Source organism: Polymorphobacter fuscus, from assembly GCF_011927825.1.
GTDB lineage: Bacteria > Pseudomonadota > Alphaproteobacteria > Sphingomonadales > Sphingomonadaceae > Sandarakinorhabdus > Sandarakinorhabdus fusca.
Window position 1 is genome coordinate 485,696 of sequence record NZ_JAATJI010000002.1, and the last position, 17,351, is coordinate 503,046.

Here is a 17,351-nt window from a genome sequence, read left to right on the forward strand (position 1 = left end):
CAGCCGAAGCTGGCGTCATTCCGCCGCCAGCGGCCGCGGCATTGCCGGCCGCACCGCCGCGCGCCGCACCCGCCGCGCTGCCTGCGTCGCCAGCGGCGGCAGGCTGACAAGCACTTCCAGCCCGCCGACATCGCGGTTGCGCGCCACGATGTTGCCGCCATGCGCGGCGGCGATCAGCCGCGCCAGCGCCAGCCCGAGGCCCAGGCCGCCGGTCTGGCGGTTGCGCGAAGGCTCGCCCCGCTTGAACGGCTTGAACACCTCGTCGACCATGTCGGGGTCGAGGCCGGGGCCGCGGTCGGCGACTCCCAGCGTCAGCATTCGCCCGATGCTGTTGACCCGGACTTCGGCGGCACCGGCGTAGATAATGGCGTTGTCCACCAGATTTTGCAGCATCCGCCCCAGCGCCAGCGCGTCGCCATCGACAATCGCCTTTGCCGGTCCGGGCGCCAGCGTCACCGGCAGGTCCATCGCCCTTGCATCGGCGACCACCCGCCCGGCGATCGCCATCAGGTCGACGGGCGTGCGCGCGCCGATCTTGTTGCCATGGCGGATGAAGCCGATCGTCGCCTCCACCATCGCGCGCATCTGGTCGATATCGGCCTGTACCGCCTCGCGCAGCGGCGCCGGCGCCGCTTCCATGCGAAAGGCGATGCGGGTCAGCGGCGTGCGCAGGTCATGGGCGATCGCGCCGATCATGGCGGTGCGTTCCGCCATGGTCTCCGCGACCCGTCCCTGCATCTTGGTCAGCGCTTCGGCGGCCAGCCGCAACTCGGTCGATCCTTCGGCTGGCACCGCAGGCGCGGCATTGTCGGCGCCGACCCGTTCTGCGGCGTCGGCAAAGCGCCGGATCGGCGCCGTCAATTGCCGCGCGAAAATATAGGCAAGCGGAAGAGTCACCAGCACCGACAGCAGGAACGCCATGATCTGCCGCCGCTGATAGCGTGTGACGAGCGGCCGCGGCGGCGTCTCGACAACGATCCACCGGCCATCGGCGCCCTTCATCGCGGCAAATACGGTGTTGTAGAATTGCGCCTGGCCCAGCCGCAGCGGCACCCCGGCCTCGGTGCGGTAGCGGAACGGAAAGTTGGTCTGGTCGGTGCGATACACCAGCGCCACCTGGTCGACCGGCCGGCCGACGCGCGCTGCGAGCGCCCTGGTCAATCCGGGATCGCTGCGCAGGTCGGTCCCCGGGCGTGGCGGCGTCGCGGCGGTGGACAGGCGCAGCAGCGGGTCTGTCGGCGGCGTGCCGGGATGGTGTTCGGCGACGACCAGCGCTTCGGCAAGATCGTGCATCGAAAAGAAGTCCAGCCGCGGCATCGGCAATGCCCAGGTCAGGAACACGCTGACGATCGCCGATGCCAGCAGGCTGAGCGTCAGCATAACCAGGGTCTGCCACAGGATCGGCAGGCGACCGACCGTGGCGACCATCCCGCCGGCGCGGCTGATCACGCCGCTTCCGGCGTGACGGCGAGCATATAGCCTTCGTTGCGGACCGTGCGGATCAGGTTTTCCGGGTCGAGCTTGCGGCGCAGCCGGCTGATCGTCACATCGATCGCGCGGTCGAAGATATCCGCCGATGCGCCGTGCGCCGCGTCGAGCAACTGGTCGCGCGACAACACCGTCTGCGGCGTTTCGAGCAACACCTTGAGGACGCGAAACTCGGCATCGGTCAACTGGGTCGATGGCGCCGTCGCATGGCTCAACCGCCGGGCGATGACATCGAGCCGCCAGCCGCCGAAGCGGAAGTCGCGGTTGCCGACCGCGAGCCGCACCTCGTCCCGCCGGCGCAGCACGGCGCGGATGCGGGCCAGAAGTTCGCGCGGGTTGCAGGGCTTCGCCAGATAGTCGTCGGCGCCCAGCTCAAGCCCCTCGATCCGGTCGTGCTCGTCGCCCATCGCCGACAGCACGATGATGCCCGGGCGGTTGGGGCCGTCGATGCGGCGCAGGACCGACAGCCCATCCTCGCCCGGCATCATCAGGTCGAGCAGGATCAGATCGACGGGCGATTCGCCCAGCCGCGCGGTAAGCCCGCCGGCATCGGCGGCGGTGACAACGTCGAAATGATGCTCGCGCAGGAATCCGCCGATCAGCGACCGCAGGTCCGGATCATCGTCGACGACCACGACTCGCGGCGTTGCCGCCGCTCTCGGCTGGTCGGACGCAATCCCCATGATGCGATGGTCATTTATGCCCGGATGTGAGTCAAGGGCCACGCCGGAACGGGCGCGGACTGCGGCGAAACCGCTCGCGCCGCCATGGCCGTAGTTGTCTATCCTCGGCGGACTGCCTAAACGGCGCTATCGCTGGTTCAGATGCAAGGGAGCGGTCGCTGTCGGAGTTTCCACCTGCTGCGTCGCCGCCCGATACGGCGACCGCCGCTTCGCCGTTGACCGCCGCAGGCGCGCCGCGCGCCGGCATGAAGCAATGGATCGGCGCCGTTCTCGGCCTCGTCGTGCTCGGCCTTGCGATCTGGGGCCTGAAGATGATCGCCGGCCAGGTGACCCTGGCCGAAGTTATCGCCGATGTCCGCAATACGCCGACTCACCTCATTGCCCTTGCGGCGCTTTCAGCGGCCGCGTCCTATGTCGTTCTGGTCGGCTATGACTGGCTGGCAACGCAGCATCTCGGCTATCGGTTGACCTGGCCGACGCTGGCGGCTGCCAGCTTTGCCAGCTTCACCATGAGTCACACGCTGGGCGTTACCGTGCTCACCGGCGGCACCGTGCGCTATCGCATCTATACCCGCGTCGGCGTGCGCGCCGCCGATATCGCCATGATCATCCTGCTGTGCGGCTGGACCTTCTGGCTGGGCATTGTTGCGGTGGCGGGGCTGGGGCTGGTCATTTCGCCCGACCTGGCAACGCCGTTCAAGGACATTGCGCCAAGCGCCGAACGCTGGGCCGGTGCATTGCTGCTCGCCGGCACGCTGGGCTATCTGGCGCTGGCGACCTGGTGGCGCCGCGAATTCCGCCTGTTCAACTATCGTTTCCATATTCCCGACGGGCGCGAAACGCTGCTGCAGATCGGCATCGGCGCCATCGACCTCGCCTTTGCCGGCGGCGCGCTCTACCTGTTGCTGCCCGACATGGGTGCGCCGGGGCTGCTGACCTTCCTGACCATCTATGCCGTGGCGATGGTGACCGGCGCGCTCAGCCATTCGCCAGGCGGGCTCGGCGTCTTCGAAGGCGTCATCCTGCTGTTGATGCCGCTGGCACCCAAGGCCGGGGTCCTGGCAGCGCTGGTGATGTTCCGGCTGATCTACACGTACATCCCGTTCCTGCTCGGGCTGATCGTGATCGCGGTCATGGAATGGCGCGCCTTGCGGGCGCGGCGGCGCGGGGTCGTTGCTGTTTCAGGCGCTCCGTAAAAGCTGCTATTTCAATGCCGTGTGCGATTCGTCAGCCATGTCGCGCGGGCAAGGAACCGATGCTGAAAACATTAAAGCTCGATGACGAAGCTGGCCGGTTGGCAGCGCTGCAGCGCTACGACATTCTCGACACAGGCATCGAGGATGAATTCGAACAGCTCGTGCAACTCGTGCAGCGTGTCTTCGACATGCCGATGGCGGCGATCACGCTGGTCGACAGCGAACGGCAATGGTTCAAGGCGCGGCGGGGGCTCGACGTGTCGGAAACGCCGCGGCCGATCGCCTTTTGCCATCACACTATCGCCACGGCCGATGTCCTTGCGGTCGAAGACACGCTTGCGGATCCGCGCTTTGCCGCTTCACCACTGGTGCTGGGTGATCCCAACATCCGCAGCTATCTGGGCGCACCACTACGCACGCCCGATGGCTATCACGTCGGTGCACTGTGCATCATCAGTGATGAAGTCCGACGCTTTTCTCCGGAAGATCTGGAGATCCTGCGCCGATTTTCCGATCTTGTCGTCTCGCAGATGGAGTTGCGGCAACTGGCAAGTCGCGACAGCCTGACGGACACGCTGACCCGGCGGGCGTTCGACCAGGCCGTCTCGGGCGCCTTGCAAACGCAGCGCCACAGCGGCGCCGGCCATGCCGTCGCCATTCTTGATATCGATCACTTCAAGCGCGTCAACGACAGCTATGGCCATAAATGCGGCGACGATGTTTTGAAGGCCGTGGCGGATCGGTTGCGCGCCGCACTTCCCGCCGAAGCCATCATCGGCCGGCTGGGTGGGGAGGAATTCGGCGTGTTGCTGGACCTCTCCGACGCGTTATCGCTGGTTGCCGCGGGGGAATGCGTGCGCAGCGCCGTGGCCAGCGTCAGGATTGCCGCGATCCCCGATTCCGGAGTGACCGTCAGCGTCGGCCTTGCGCTGCTGACGCCGGGCGACACCACCGAAAGCTGGATGGATCGCGCCGATGTGGCGCTGTACGCTGCCAAGGCCGCCGGGCGCGACCGGGTGATGCTTGGCTGACGCTATCGGTCGGTCTGTGACGCCAGCGCCGCCGCCGCGCGCCGCTGCCAGGCCGGCGTCAGGCCGGGCAGTGTGGTCAGTTCGGCAATCGCGGCCACGGTGCCGCCGCGCCCGGCTGCAAAGGCTGCGAAACGTGCCACTGTCCAATCGGGGTTCGGCCGGTCGACCACTTCATGCCGGTCACCCGGGGCGATGATGCCGGGTTCGACGACGCGGTAGTACCAGCCGCAGCGGCCGGACCGGACCATGGCGCGCACGACGCGCGTCGTCCCGAGCACGGCGGCGAAGGTGCTGCACGGTTCGCGGATCTGGGCGATCTGCAAAAGGGCGGTGCCGCAGCGGACCATGTCGCCGATGCACAGGCTGGACTCGTCCTGGCCGGCGACGACCAGGTTTTCGCCCATGGCGCCGGGGCCGAAGCGATCGGCAATGTCGGGCAGTTCGGCGCGCCAGCCGGCATAACCGCTGGCCGGATAGCCATAGACGGCCTTTTCGGGCCCGCCATGGACCCGCCGGTTGCCCTGTTCGTCGCCCGCCAGCCCCAGCGGCAGCACCGCAACGGGGCCCGCAACGGCGGTTTTCCGATAGGCGGTCATCAGCCCGGCACCGCCGCGGCCGGCGTTGGCCAGCCGTGCGACCTTGCCGATATGGACGGCGAGAAGCTGGCCCGGTGTGTGCATTTTTCCTCTTGCAATTCTGCGGCTTCACTCTGACATTGGCGTCGGTGTTCAACAACACGAAAGGAGGTGATCCAGTGTCTCATTGTCTCATGCTTGGTTCCGAAGCGCTGGTGGTTGCGGTGGGAATCGCAACAATCTGAGAAGACACCGCCTTTCGGTCTAACAAGCCGACAATGCGGGAAGGGCCGCCGGGCAACCGGCGGCCCTTCTTTTTGCCCGGCCGGTCTCCCTCGACAGTCGCCTGTCAGCGACCCTTCCACTCCGGCTTGCGCTTTTGTGCGAAAGCCAGCGGCCCTTCGCGAACGTCATCGGATTTCCACAAGGCCGCGACCGCCGGATGCGCCATCTGCCCGTCATAGGCCGCCTGCAGCGAAGCCGTGTCGAGGCTGCGGCTGACCACCTGCTTCGACGCGCGCACCGACATCGGCGAAAGCTCGCAGATTTGCGCCGCGAGCGCCTTGGCAGCGCCCATCAACGCATCGGGCGCCACCACGTCATGAACGAACCCCAGCGCCTTGCCTTCGGCGGCGGATACGGTGCGGCCGGTCAGGATCATGCCCATGGCGCGCTTGACGCCGATGCTGCGCGGCAGCCGATGCAATCCGCCGGCGAGCGCCGCCAGCCCGACCTTTGGTTCCGGCAAGGCGAAGCTGGCAGCGTCCGATGCCAGGATGATGTCGCACGCCAGCGCGATTTCAAAGCCGCCGCCCATGGCAACGCCGTTGACGGCTGCAATCACCGGCTTGTCGAGATCCCAGCGCGACGTCAGCCCCGCGAAACCCGTCGCCGGCACGGTGATCGCATTGCCTTCGGCCTGCCAGCGCAGATCGTTTCCGGCGGAAAAGGCGCGGGGGCCGGCGCCGGTCAGGACGGCGACCCACAGCTCCGGGTCGGCCGCGAAATCGTCGAACACCTGCGCCAGCTCGGCATTGGCCGGCGGATGCAGCGCGTTCATCCGGTCGGGCCGGTTCATGGTCACGATCAGCGTGCGGCCGTCGCGTTCGATGGTGCAATGTTCGTATATGCTCATGCGCAATCCTTCTGCCTGCATGATGCACCGTGCCGCGGCCTCGCAGCCCGCGCCATTCACGCTTCCGACAGGTGGCGCCAGCTATCGGCCGCACAAAGGAAAAGGCCCGGATCTTTCGATCCGGGCACTTCCGTGACGAGACTGGAAACAGGAGGATGAACCGTCCGACCGAGGTATTTCCCCCACCCTGGTCGGACGGGCGATCGCTTTCACGACCAGCGCATCCCATGATCTTGCGATCAATCGGCCTTGCGACCGTTCTTCCCTGAACCTTCGCCCGGACCGCCTTGTCCCGCCGAATGTCCTGATGCGGTGGTTACGCCACACCCCTCGCCATGTCATCGGATTTGTTCCGGTTTTTTAGGTGGTTCGATACTTCCTCGGGGGACTGTTGCCAGCTTGCAACAATCTGTCCATCTGCTCTGGCCGGCACCGGCGTTGCACGGCCCTGCGACCATGCTACACGCCCTTGGCATACGCTTTTCAGAAGGTTTCCGGTCTTGCGCCTGTCCCGTTACTTCCTCCCCGTGCTCAAGGAAACGCCGGGCGATGCCCAGGTGGTGTCACACCAGCTGATGCTGCGCGCCGGCATGATTCGGCAGACCGCGGCCGGCATCTATGCCTGGCTGCCGCTCGGCCTGCGCGTCCTCCAGAAGATCGCGCAGATCGTTCGCGAGGAGCAGGACCGCGCCGGCGCCATCGAGGTGATGATGCCGACCATCCAGTCCGCCGAGCTGTGGAAACAATCCGGGCGGTACGAAGCCTATGGTCCCGAGATGCTGCGCATTACCGATCGCCATGATCGCGAGATGCTGTTCAGCCCGACGGCGGAGGAATTGTTCACCACCATCTTCCACAATGGCGCCAAATCCTATCGCGACCTGCCGCGCAACCTGTACCAGATCCAGTGGAAGTTCCGCGACGAGGTTCGCCCGCGCTTCGGTGTGCTGCGCGGCCGCGAGTTCCTGATGAAGGATGCCTATAGCTTCGACGTGGATTTTGCCGGCGCTCGCCACAGCTATAATCGCATGTTCATCGCCTATATGCGCACCTTCGCGCGCATGGGCCTCGAAGCGATCCCGATGCAGGCGGACACCGGCCCGATCGGCGGGGACCTGTCCCATGAATTCATCGTCCTGGCGCCGACCGGGGAGAGCGACGTCTTCTACCATGAAAACTGGCTGCAGCCGCGCGACACCGCCGCCGTCGACGCCGATGATGCGGCGGGACTCGAAGCCTTTATCGACGGCCTCAACGCCGATTATGCCGCCACCGACGAAAAGCGCGATCCGGCTGCCGAAGCGGCCGCCGGGGACAAGCTGCAGCAGTCGAAGGGCATCGAGGTCGGCCAGGTCTTCTACTTCGGCGACAAATACACCAAGGCGATGGGTGTTACCGTCCAAGGTGCCGACGGCACCCCCATTACGCCGTTGATGGGCAGCTATGGCATCGGCGTTTCGCGGCTGATGGGCGCCATCATCGAGGCACGCCATGACAAGGACGGCATCATCTGGCCCGACGCCGTGGCGCCGTACAAGGTGGTGCTGATCAACCTGCGCGTCGACGATGCCGCCTGCCTCGCGGCGGCCGATGACCTCTACGCGCGGTTGACCGCCGCCGGCGTCGAGGTGCTCTACGACGACCGCGACGAACGCGGCGGCGCCAAATTCGCCACGGCCGACCTGATCGGCGTGCCGTGGCAACTGGTGGTGGGGCCCAAGGGCATCGCCAACGGCGTCGTCGAGCTGAAGCGGCGCGGCGGCGACAAGATCGAGATCGGCATCGACGCCGCGGTGGAGCGGCTGACGGCGTGATCACCCGCTACGAGCGCATGATCGCGAAGCGCTACCTGCTGCCGGGGCGGGGGGAAGGCTTCATCTTCCTCGTCGCCAGCATCAGCCTGGTGGCGGTCGCGCTCGGGGTCGCGGCGCTGATCGCGGTGATGAGCGTGATGAACGGCTTTCGAGCCGAATTGTTCGACAAGATCCTCGGGTTGAACGGCCATGCCGTCGTCCAGGGCTATGGCGGGCGGATCGAGGCGTGGCAGCCACTGCAGGCCAGGCTGAAGGCCCTGCCCGGCGTGGTTTCGGCAACGCCGTTGATCGAGCAGCCGCTCATGGGCAGCTTTGGCGGGCGCGTCGAAGGCGTGCTGGTGCGCGGCATGACGATGGAGGATATCGCCGGCAGCCGCATCATCACCGACAATGTCCGTGCCGGAACGCTCACCCGCCTGCAGCCCGGCACCAACACCGTCGCCATCGGCGCGCGGCTGGCCGAGGCGCTCGGCGTCCGCGTCGGCGACCAGATTTCGCTGATCAACCCCCAGGGCGAATCGACGCCGTTCGGCACCGTGCCGCGCATCGTCGCCTATACGATCGCGGCCGTCTTCGAAGTCGGCATCTATGATTACGACAAGGCCTTTGTCGTCATGCCGATGGCCAATGCCCAGACGCTGCTGCGGCTCGGCGATGCCGTCGGCATGATCGAGGTGGTCACCGACAACCCGGACCGTGTCGGCGAAATCCTGGCGCCGATCGTGCCGGAGATCGCCGGCCAGGCGGTGGTCAACGACTGGAAGACGACCAATTCGGCACTGTTCTCGGCGCTCGTGGTCGAACGCACCGTGATGTTCTGGGTGTTGTCGATCATCATCCTCGTTGCCGTCTTCAACATCCTGTCGTCGCTCATCATGCTGGTCCGCGCCAAGACCCGCGATATCGCCATCCTGCGCACAATGGGGGCCAGCCGGATCGCGCTGATGCGGGTGTTCATGACCGTCGGCACGCTGATCGGCGGGCTCGGCATCGCGCTCGGCTGCGTGCTCGGCTTCGCGCTGCTGTATTTCCGCGCCGGCATCGTCGCCGGCGTCGGCCGGTTGACGGGCACCAATTTGTGGGACCCGTCGGTGCGCTACCTGACCGAGCTGCCGGCCAAGACCGACCCAGCAGAGGTCATCGGCATCGTCCTTCTGGCGCTGCTGCTCAGCTTTCTCGCGACCTTGTACCCGGCGTGGAAGGCGGCGAGCACCGATCCCGTCCAGGTGCTGCGTTATGAGTGATCCCGTCCTCGCCGTCGAAGACCTGCGCCGCAGCTTCACCCAGGGCTCGGCCACGATCGATGTGTTGCGCGGCGTCGACCTGGCAGTCCGGCCTGGCGAGATCGTCGCGCTGCTGGGCCCGTCAGGGTCGGGCAAATCGACCTTGTTGCAGGCGGTCGGCCTGCTGGAAGGCGGCTTCCAGGGGCGCATCAGCATCGCCGGCGAACGCGTCGAAGCGCTCGACAACGCCGGGCGCACCCGGGTGCGGCGCGATTCGCTCGGCTTCGTCTATCAGTTCCACCATCTGCTGCCCGATTTCAGCGCGCGCGAAAATGTGCTGCTGGCAGGGCTCGTCGCCGGGCACAGCGAGAAGGCCGCCAGCGCGCGGGCCGACCAGCTGCTGACCGATCTCGGGCTAGGCAGCCGGCTGACGCATCGTCCGTCGCAACTGTCGGGCGGCGAGCAGCAACGCGTCGCGGTGGCACGGGCGCTCGCCAACCGGCCGGTGCTGGTCCTTGCCGATGAACCCACCGGCAATCTCGACGAGGCGACTGCCGCAAAGGTGCTGGCGGAATTTCTGGCGCTGGTCCGCGGACAGGGCTCGGCGGCGCTGGTGGCGACGCACAATGTCGCACTGGCGCGCGCAATGGACCGGGTGGTGACGCTCCACGAGGGCCGGCTGGCGGCGGCCTGATCCCTACGAGGGGCGAGCCGCGAACACCCCACTCGCGGTCCGCTTCGCCGTCTCTCGACCTCGCCCGCAAGCGGGAGAGGCGGGTTCAACCGATCAGTGCTGCGTCTCGGGCATTTCGATCACCAGTCCGTCTAGGTCGTCGCTGGCAAGGATCTGGCAGGCCAAGCGGCTGTTGTCGCGCTTGCCGTCGGCAAGGTCGAGCATCGCATCTTCCATCTCGTTGGGCGTGCCGGTCTTTCCCGTCCAGGCGCCATCGACATAGACGTGGCAGGTGGCGCAGGCGGCATTGCCGCCGCAATCGCCGTCGATGCCGGGCACGCCGTTGCTGATCGCGCCTTCCATCAGGGAAACGCCATTGGCAACCTCTACGCTGTGCGCGGTGCCATTGAATTCGACATAGGTGATGCGTGCCATTGCTGGTCCTGTTCGTGCGATGAAGGGGCGATCAGGCCGGGATGCGGACCATCAGCGATTTGTAGCCCTTGACGAAGGCCGATGGCACCCGCTCGGGCTCGCTGACGACCTCGATATTGTCGAAGCGCGCCAGGATTTCCTCCCACAGGATCTTCAACTGTAGTTCGGCCAGCCGGTTGCCGACGCAGCGGTGGATGCCGAAGCCGAAGGACATGTGCTGGCGCGCGCGCGGCCGGTCGATGATGAAGGCGTCGGGGTTTTCGATGGCGCGTTCATCGCGATTGCCCGAGGCGTACCACATCACCACCTTGTCGCCCTTGGCGATGTGCTGACCACCCAGGATGGTGTCCTCAAGCGCGGTGCGGCGCATGTGCGCCAGCGGCGTCTGGTAACGGATGATCTCGCTGACCATCGGTTCGATGAGGCCGTGGTTGGCGCGCAACTTGGCATATTCGGCCGGATTGTCGTTGAGGAACTTGAGGCCCCCGGTGATCGAATTGCGTGTCGTGTCGTTGCCGCCGACGATCAGCAGCACGAGATTGCCCATGAACTCCATCGGCGGCATGTTGCGCGTCGCCGGATTGTGGGCGAGCATCGAGATCAGGTCGCCCTTGGGCTCGGGGTCGTTGACCCGATCGTTCCACAACCCCATGAATTCCTGCAACATGCCGAGCAGCGCCGCCTGGCGCTCCTCCTTCTGCAAGTTGCCCGGCACTTCGGGATCGGCGGTGGCGATGTCCGACCACCAGGTCAGCTTGCGGCGATGTTCCTGCGGAAAATCGAACAGCGTCGCCAGCATGCGGCTGGTCAGTTCGATCGAAACGCGGTCGACCCAGTCGAATTCCTCGCCGCGCGGCAGGCCGTCGAGAACCTCCTGCGTGCGGCTGCGGATCAGCGCTTCGAACGCCTGCAGGTTGGACCCCGAAACGATCGGGTTGACCGCCTTGCGCTGCACATCATGCTTGGGCTGATCCATGGCGATGAACATCGGCATGATGAAATCCTGGTCCATGTCGAATAGCGTGATGCCGCCGAGATGGGCGTCTGACGAAAAGATCTGGTGGTTGGTGTCGACCGCCATGATGTCGGCCCAGCGCGTGACCGACCAATAGCCGCGGTGGCGGTTGGCGTTGACGCCGGTAAAGTGAACCGGCGCTTCGTCGCGCAGCCGCTTGAAGAAGGTCCAGTGCGTGTCGGTTTCCCAATACATCGGGTCGGCGATGTCGACCTCGTCGAGCGGTGCGGTCGCGAGATATTCGCGCAGCGATTCGGCGCTGTAATCCTTCAGCGGCGGGCGGCGGCGCGGCGGCAACGGCCAGACATATTCATAATCCTCGCGGGATACCGTGTGGCTGATCGGCGCTTCGGCGCCCAGGCTCGGTTGCGTGGCCATCGCTGTCTCTCCCATAACCGATCCCGTTGCAGCGAGATTCGGCTCCATCCCCGATCACGTTGCTACACTACGTGTAATTCAAGTGCTACTCATATTCTAGGTTGCGGCGCGCCCTTGCAAGGACCTTTCGAGATGGCCGATCTAGCGGAAGTGGTAGCTGCCATCGCGGCACGCGGGGCGGAAGCGACCGACCGCGGCCGCGTCGCCGACTATATTCCCGAACTCGCCAAAGTGTCGGCCGGCCATTTCGGCATTGCCGTGGTCACGGCCGCCGGTGCGGAACATGTTGCCGGCGATGCCGACACCCCATTCTCCATCCAGTCGGTCAGCAAGGTCTTCGCGCTTGTCGAGGCGCTGTGCCGCCATGGTGAAGGCGTCTGGGACAGGGTGGGGCGGGAGCCTTCGGGCAGCGCCTTCAACTCGATCATCCAGCTCGAGCTGGAACAGGGCCGTCCCCGCAACCCCTTCATCAACGCCGGCGCCATCGCCGTCAGCGACCTGATCGCTGCCAGTTGCGAACCCGGCGCCGCCATCGGCGCCATCTTGGCGCGCGTCCGCGCGCTGGCCGGAGATGACAGCATCGCCGTCGACGCCGCCGTCGCCTGGTCGGAAGCCGTGACCGGCTATCGCAACGCCGCGCTGGCCAATTACATGCGGTCGTTCGGCACCATTGCCGGGCCGGTCGATGCCACGCTCAGCGTCTATTTCCAGCAATGCGCCATTGCCATGTCGTGCCGCCAGCTGGCGCGCGCCGGGCGCTTCCTCGCCGCCGGCGGTGTGCAGGACGGTGTTGTCATCGTCTCCCCCGAACGCGCCCGCCGCATCAATGCGCTGATGCTGACCTGCGGCCATTATGATGCGTCGGGTGATTTCGCCTTCCGTGTCGGCCTGCCGGCAAAATCGGGCGTCGGCGGCGGCATCCTCGCCATCGCGCCGGGCCGCGCCAGCATCGCCGTCTGGTCGCCGGGCCTCAGCCCGCAGGGCAATTCGTTGCTCGGCACGGCGGCGCTGGAGCAACTGGCGCAGGCGATGGGCTGGAGCGTGTTCAACCCCGATCTGTAGCGACAGGCGCGAACCGGCTCAGCGGTAGGCGAGGATCAGGCGCGCCTTGCGCTGCAGGTAAAGCGTGCTCTTGCGGCTCAACCTGCCGCCATCCTGCGCTTCCAGAACCAGCGCCTCCTCGCGAAGCGCGACGGCGCGGGCCAGCTTCTCCGCGCGGACTGCCGCCGTCTCCTTGGGTGGCAGCGGGTCGCGTCCCTCCATCGAACTGCGTTCGGTGCTGTAGTTCGGCATGTTCATAGACGGCTGGGGATTGGAGAGCGACTGGGCAAAGGCCATGCCGGGGACCAGCAGCGCAGCAGCAGCAATCATGATTTTCACGTCACCGTCCTTCACTTGCACGAAGTCCTTGTGGCGATACGGTAACATGACAGCAGACAGGGGATCAACCGCGGTGCCTCGGTCTATCCCACCAACGCCAGTCGCGGCGGGTCGAGCGCCTGCGACACGACCCGCTCCGCGCCGAACGCGCGCGACAGCCGACTGAGTGTTTCGACATCGACAAGATAATCACCGCCCAGCCGCACCCGCGCCACGCCAGCCGCGGTCGGCACCGTCGCCACCAGTTCGCCGCGACCCTTGCCGCGGACCGCGGCGACCAGCGCCGCCAGCTGTGCTGCGTCGTCAGCGCTCTCCAGCGCCACCACCAGCCGGCTGCGCGTCCGCTTCGCCATTTCGGCCAGCATCGTTATCCCGCGCATGGTGATTCGCGGCACATCCTCGCCCTCGCGCCATTGCAGTTCGGCCTGGACGAGCACCGCGGCCGCTTCGCCGCCGATCGCCTCGATCCGCGCCTGCGTGTCTTCCTCGAAGCAGCTCGCCACATATTGGCCCGACCGGTCGGACAGGGTGACGAGCAGATAGCGGTTGCCGCGCCCCGTTTGGGGCGTTCGCCAGCGCACCTCCTCGATCAGCCCGGCCATGACGACACCGCGCCGGCCACCGCCCGCCGGCGCCGGCAGCGCCGCCACTTCGGCAAAGCTGAGGGCGCCATTGGCATCGAGCACCGGCCGCCACGCCTCGACCGGGTGGCCGGAGAAATAAAAGCCGAAGGCCTCCTTTTCCTGCGCCATGGTCTCGGCCAGCGTCCAGCTGGCGCTGGCCGGCACCAGCATCGCGAGACCGCCATCGTCGACAAACCCCGTCGCCTCGCCGAACAGCGCCGTCTGGGCCGACTCGCGCGCCGCCTGCGCCGATTGCGCCGTTCCCAGAATGGCTTCCGCCAGCAGGTGCACACCGGCGCGATTGGCGGCGATCCCGTCAAAACAGCCGGCGGCGATCAGGCTTTCGAGCTGGCGCTTGTTGAGCAGGCGCGGGTCGACCGACTTGGAAAAGGCCGGCAGGCCCGAATAACCGGCGCCGCGTCCGGCGACGACGACTTCCATCGCCTTTTCGCCGACATTCTTCAGCGCCGCCAGCGCATAGCGCACGCAACCGTCCTCGACGCTGAAATCGGCCTGCGAGGCGTTGATGCAAGGCGGCAGCAGCTTGACGCCGCAGCGCCGCGCATCGTCGGTGAAGGCGGCCAGCCGATCGGTGTTGGTGATGTCATAGGCCATCGACGCGGCGAAGAATTCGACCGGATGGTGCGCCTTCAGCCAGGCGGTCTGGAAGCTGACCAGTGCATAGGCGGCGGCGTGCGACTTGTTGAAGCCGTAGTTGGCGAATTTGAGAACCAGGTCGAAAATGGCGCTGGCAGTCGCCTTTTCGATGCCGTTGGTGGCAGCGCCTTCGGCAAAACGCTCCTTCTGCGCCACCATTTCGGCGTGGATCTTCTTGCCCATCGCCCGGCGCAGCAGATCGGCTTCACCCAGGCTATAGCCGGCCAGCGTCCGAGCGATCTGCATCACCTGTTCCTGGTAGACGATGATGCCATAGGTCTCCCGCAGGATCGGCTCCATCATCGGATGCAGCAGCGCCACCGCCTCGCGCTTGTGCTTGCGATTGGCGAAGGACGGGATGTTGTCCATCGGTCCCGGCCGGTACAGCGCGCCCAGCGCGACGATATCGGCGAAACAATCGGGCCGGACCTGGCCCAGCGCCCGCCGCATGCCTTCCGATTCGAACTGGAACACACCGACCGTATCGGCCCGCGCCAGCAGCGCATAGACCGCCGGGTCGTCGAGCGGCAGGTCGAGCCAGTCGACCTCGACGCCGCGGTTTTTCAAAAGCTTGGCCGCGCGGTCGAGCACCGAAAGCGTCTTCAGCCCGAGAAAGTCGAACTTGACCAGCCCGGCCTTTTCGACCGCCTTCATTTCGAACTGCGTCACCGCCATGTCCGACCGCGGGTCGCGGTACAGGGGCACCAGCTGGCTGAGCGGCCGATCGCCGATGACGACGCCGGCGGCATGGGTCGAGCTGTGGCGCGGCAGGCCCTCCAGCTGCAGCGCGATCTCGATCAGCCGCTTGACCTTGGGGTCGCGGTCGCGCTCGGCGATGAATTCGGGAACGCCCGGATAGCGTTTGCCGTCCTTGTCCTTGCCGATGCCGAGCGTGCGCGCGAGCGTCCAGGGGTCGGTCGGGTGATTCGGCACCAGCTTGGACAAGCGGTCGGTCTGGCCATAGGGCATTTGCAGAACCCGGCCGACGTCCTTCAACACGGCGCGCGCCTTCATCTTCCCGAAGGTGATGATCTGCGCCACCTGGGCGTCGCCATAGCGTTGCTGCACATAGCGGATGACCTCGCCGCGGCGCGTTTCGCAAAAATCGATATCGAAGTCGGGCATCGACACGCGGTCGGGGTTGAGGAAGCGCTCGAACAGCAGCCCATGTTCGAGCGGATCCAGATCGGTGATTGTCAGCGCCCAGGCGACGACCGAGCCGGCGCCCGACCCGCGCCCCGGACCGACCGGGATACCCTGTGCCTTGGCCCAGCCGATGAAGTCGGCAACGATGAGGAAATAGCCTGGAAAGCCCATGGCGTTGATGACGCCAAGTTCGAAGGCCAGCCGCTCGCGATAGGGCAGGGCGGCCTCGCCGGTGATGCCGCGCGCCGCCAATCGCTTGTCGAGTCCCGCTTCCGCAGCGGCGACCAGCGCCGGGTCCTCCGAGGCACCGCCTTCGGCCATGCGCGGCAGGATCGGCTTGCGCGCCGGCGCGGCGACGGCGCAGCGCTGGGCGATGACGAGCGTGTTGGCGATCGCTTCGGGCAGGTCGGCGAAGGCCCGGCGCATCTCGTCGGCGGACTTCAGCCGGTGCTCGGGGTTCGACTTGCGGCGATCCTCCGCCTCGACATAGGCCGAATCGGCGATGCACAGCAGCGCGTCGTGCGCCAGGTGCACCCGCGCTTCGAGGAACTTGACCGGGTTCGTGGCGACGATCGGCAGGTCGCGCGCCGCCGCCAGCCGCAACAACCCGGCTTCGGCGCGCTGCTCGATGGCATCGCCGCAGCGCGACAGCTCGATGTAAAGACGGCCGGGGAACAGCCGCACCAGCGCCTCGGCATAGGCATCGACGTTCTGGCCATCGGCCAGCAGCCGCGCCAGCGCGCCATCGGCACCAGCAGTCAGGCACAGCAAGCCCGTCGTGCGGTCTTCGAAATCCGCCAGCTTCAAATGCGGGTCGTCGCTGGGGTCGACTCCCAGATGCGCCTGGCTGACCAGCGCGATCAAATTGGTGTAGCCGCCGGCATCCTGCGCGAACAGCACCAGCCAGTCGTGCACCGGCCGGGTCAGCGCGGTGCGCGTTCCGGGCCGCTCCACCGGCACCATCGCACCGATGACAGGCTGCACGCCGGCATCCTTGGCGGCAGCCGAAAAATCCATGGCGGCGAACATGTTGCCGCGGTCGGCGAGGCCTGCGGCAGGGAACAGCCCGCGCCGGCAGGCCTTGGCCAGATCGTCGGGCTGAATCGCGCCTTCCAGCATCGAATAGGCCGATTGCAGGCGCAGATGGACAAATCCGCTATGGGCGCTGGTCGACGGCATCGCACCATTGTCGGCCAAACCGCGCCGCAGCGATAGGCGGCAATGCGGCGCGCTGCATCAATTCTGGGGATAATTGGCCCGGTCGATCCGCGCGCTGACGATGGCGAGCAACAGGGCAACGGCTGCCGCGACCCAAAGGCCCGCCAGCCCCAGCGCCGGCCAGACGGCGGCGCCCGCCACCGCGCCGCCGACCATCGCCGCCCACAGGGCCAGATAGGGCAGCCACGCCCAGCCTGCGCCCCCGATCAGCATGTTGGCGAGGCGCTGGCCCGTCTTGACGAGGTTTCCGGTCATGTAGGTCAGGCTGATGCGGACTTCGCCATCGGCCTCGAACACGGTGTTCTCTGCGCCCATGGCAAAGGCGGTGGCGACGAACGCCGGCCATGGCCAGCCATTGCCCGCCAGCGCGGCCGCCGAGGCCAATATCGTCGCCAGCAGCAGCAGCACGGCCGGTCGGTGCCAGGTCCCGGCAGCCCGGCCCGTCAATGTGCCGGTCATCACCCCCACGACAAACGCCAGGATCAGGCTGGCGGCGATCACGGCGTCACCGCCATTGCCGGCCAGCCCGACCCCGAGCCGGGTCGAATTGCCGGTCATGAACGACAGGAAGAAGCCGCCAGTAGCAAGGAAGCCGGTGCCATCGACGAAACCCGCCAGTCCGGCGAGGCCGGTGGCGAGAAACTGGTTGCGGCGGTCAATGGCGATCATGCCCGACCCTAG

At 66.6% G+C, this 17,351-nt stretch carries 15 protein-coding genes; 6 read left to right on the plus strand and 9 right to left on the minus strand.

Features of this window, described 5'->3' with window-relative positions:
* Positions 1–15: 15 nt before the first annotated feature.
* Both GGQ62_RS15615 and GGQ62_RS15620 read right to left on the minus strand, forming a co-directional pair.
* Positions 16–1,449 carry an ATP-binding protein gene (locus GGQ62_RS15615; protein ID WP_243446651.1) on the minus strand — a complete coding sequence of 478 codons (1,434 nt, stop codon included), beginning with the start codon at positions 1,447–1,449 and terminating at the stop codon, positions 16–18.
* Positions 1,446–2,171, minus strand: coding sequence for a response regulator (locus GGQ62_RS15620; protein WP_152577840.1), 726 nt, complete (start codon positions 2,169–2,171; stop codon positions 1,446–1,448). Before GGQ62_RS15620 ends, GGQ62_RS15615 begins: the two co-directional genes overlap by 4 nt.
* Positions 2,172–2,416: 245 nt before the next feature.
* Here GGQ62_RS15620 and GGQ62_RS15625 point away from each other — a divergent pair, with 245 nt between their 5' ends.
* Both GGQ62_RS15625 and GGQ62_RS15630 read left to right on the plus strand, forming a co-directional pair.
* Positions 2,417–3,367, plus strand: a complete 951-nt coding sequence (locus GGQ62_RS15625; protein ID WP_152577839.1) for a lysylphosphatidylglycerol synthase domain-containing protein — start codon at positions 2,417–2,419, stop codon at positions 3,365–3,367.
* A 59-nt stretch (positions 3,368–3,426) separates the two neighbouring features.
* On the plus strand, positions 3,427–4,398 hold the full coding sequence (locus GGQ62_RS15630; protein WP_167649705.1) for a GGDEF domain-containing protein: 972 nt from the start codon (positions 3,427–3,429) through the stop codon (positions 4,396–4,398).
* 2 nt (positions 4,399–4,400) lie between these two features.
* Here the strand turns inward: GGQ62_RS15630 and GGQ62_RS15635 are convergent, their stop codons facing one another.
* The gene (locus tag GGQ62_RS15635; protein WP_152577837.1) at positions 4,401–5,078 is read right to left on the minus strand and encodes an MOSC domain-containing protein; all 678 of its coding nucleotides are present in this window, start codon (positions 5,076–5,078) and stop codon (positions 4,401–4,403) included.
* Between the two features lie 244 nt (positions 5,079–5,322).
* Positions 5,323–6,108 (minus strand): enoyl-CoA hydratase-related protein, encoded by a 786-nt coding sequence (locus GGQ62_RS15640; protein WP_167649706.1) that lies wholly within the window; start codon positions 6,106–6,108, stop codon positions 5,323–5,325.
* A gap of 500 nt (positions 6,109–6,608) precedes the next feature.
* Between GGQ62_RS15640 and proS the strand changes: the two genes are divergently transcribed.
* The 3 genes from proS to GGQ62_RS15655 are packed head-to-tail and all read left to right on the plus strand — an operon-like array spanning position 6,609 to position 9,839.
* Positions 6,609–7,922 (plus strand): proline--tRNA ligase, encoded by a 1,314-nt coding sequence (gene proS, locus GGQ62_RS15645; RefSeq protein ID WP_152577835.1) that lies wholly within the window; start codon positions 6,609–6,611, stop codon positions 7,920–7,922.
* 17 nt (positions 7,923–7,939) lie between these two features.
* Positions 7,940–9,166, plus strand: a complete 1,227-nt coding sequence (locus tag GGQ62_RS15650) for a lipoprotein-releasing ABC transporter permease subunit (protein ID WP_152578248.1) — start codon at positions 7,940–7,942, stop codon at positions 9,164–9,166.
* Complete coding sequence (locus GGQ62_RS15655; protein ID WP_152577834.1) at positions 9,159–9,839, plus strand: ABC transporter ATP-binding protein; 681 nt, start codon at positions 9,159–9,161, stop codon at positions 9,837–9,839. The genes GGQ62_RS15650 and GGQ62_RS15655 overlap by 8 nt, the downstream gene beginning before the upstream one ends.
* A gap of 93 nt (positions 9,840–9,932) precedes the next feature.
* On the opposite strand, the gene GGQ62_RS15660 is transcribed toward GGQ62_RS15655, so the two are convergent.
* Together GGQ62_RS15660 and GGQ62_RS15665 are read right to left on the minus strand one after the other, a co-directional pair.
* Positions 9,933–10,253: a 2Fe-2S iron-sulfur cluster-binding protein gene (locus tag GGQ62_RS15660; RefSeq protein ID WP_152577833.1), complete on the minus strand. Its 321-nt coding sequence runs from the start codon at positions 10,251–10,253 to the stop codon at positions 9,933–9,935.
* A 31-nt stretch (positions 10,254–10,284) separates the two neighbouring features.
* The gene (locus GGQ62_RS15665; protein ID WP_152577832.1) at positions 10,285–11,646 is read right to left on the minus strand and encodes a cytochrome P450; all 1,362 of its coding nucleotides are present in this window, start codon (positions 11,644–11,646) and stop codon (positions 10,285–10,287) included.
* A 132-nt stretch (positions 11,647–11,778) separates the two neighbouring features.
* Here GGQ62_RS15665 and GGQ62_RS15670 point away from each other — a divergent pair, with 132 nt between their 5' ends.
* The gene (locus GGQ62_RS15670) at positions 11,779–12,708 is read left to right on the plus strand and encodes a glutaminase (RefSeq protein ID WP_152577831.1); all 930 of its coding nucleotides are present in this window, start codon (positions 11,779–11,781) and stop codon (positions 12,706–12,708) included.
* An 18-nt stretch (positions 12,709–12,726) separates the two neighbouring features.
* On the opposite strand, the gene GGQ62_RS15675 is transcribed toward GGQ62_RS15670, so the two are convergent.
* The 3 genes from GGQ62_RS15675 to GGQ62_RS15685 all read right to left on the minus strand — a co-directional run bounded on the left by GGQ62_RS15675 (position 12,727) and on the right by GGQ62_RS15685 (position 17,339).
* Complete coding sequence (locus tag GGQ62_RS15675) at positions 12,727–13,026, minus strand: hypothetical protein (protein ID WP_152577830.1); 300 nt, start codon at positions 13,024–13,026, stop codon at positions 12,727–12,729.
* 83 nt (positions 13,027–13,109) lie between these two features.
* Entirely contained in the window at positions 13,110–16,631 is a 3,522-nt protein-coding gene (gene dnaE / locus GGQ62_RS15680; RefSeq protein ID WP_152577829.1) for a DNA polymerase III subunit alpha, read from the minus strand.
* Between the two features lie 57 nt (positions 16,632–16,688).
* Positions 16,689–17,339, minus strand: a complete 651-nt coding sequence (locus GGQ62_RS15685; RefSeq protein ID WP_152577828.1) for a YoaK family protein — start codon at positions 17,337–17,339, stop codon at positions 16,689–16,691.
* Positions 17,340–17,351 lie beyond the last annotated feature (12 nt).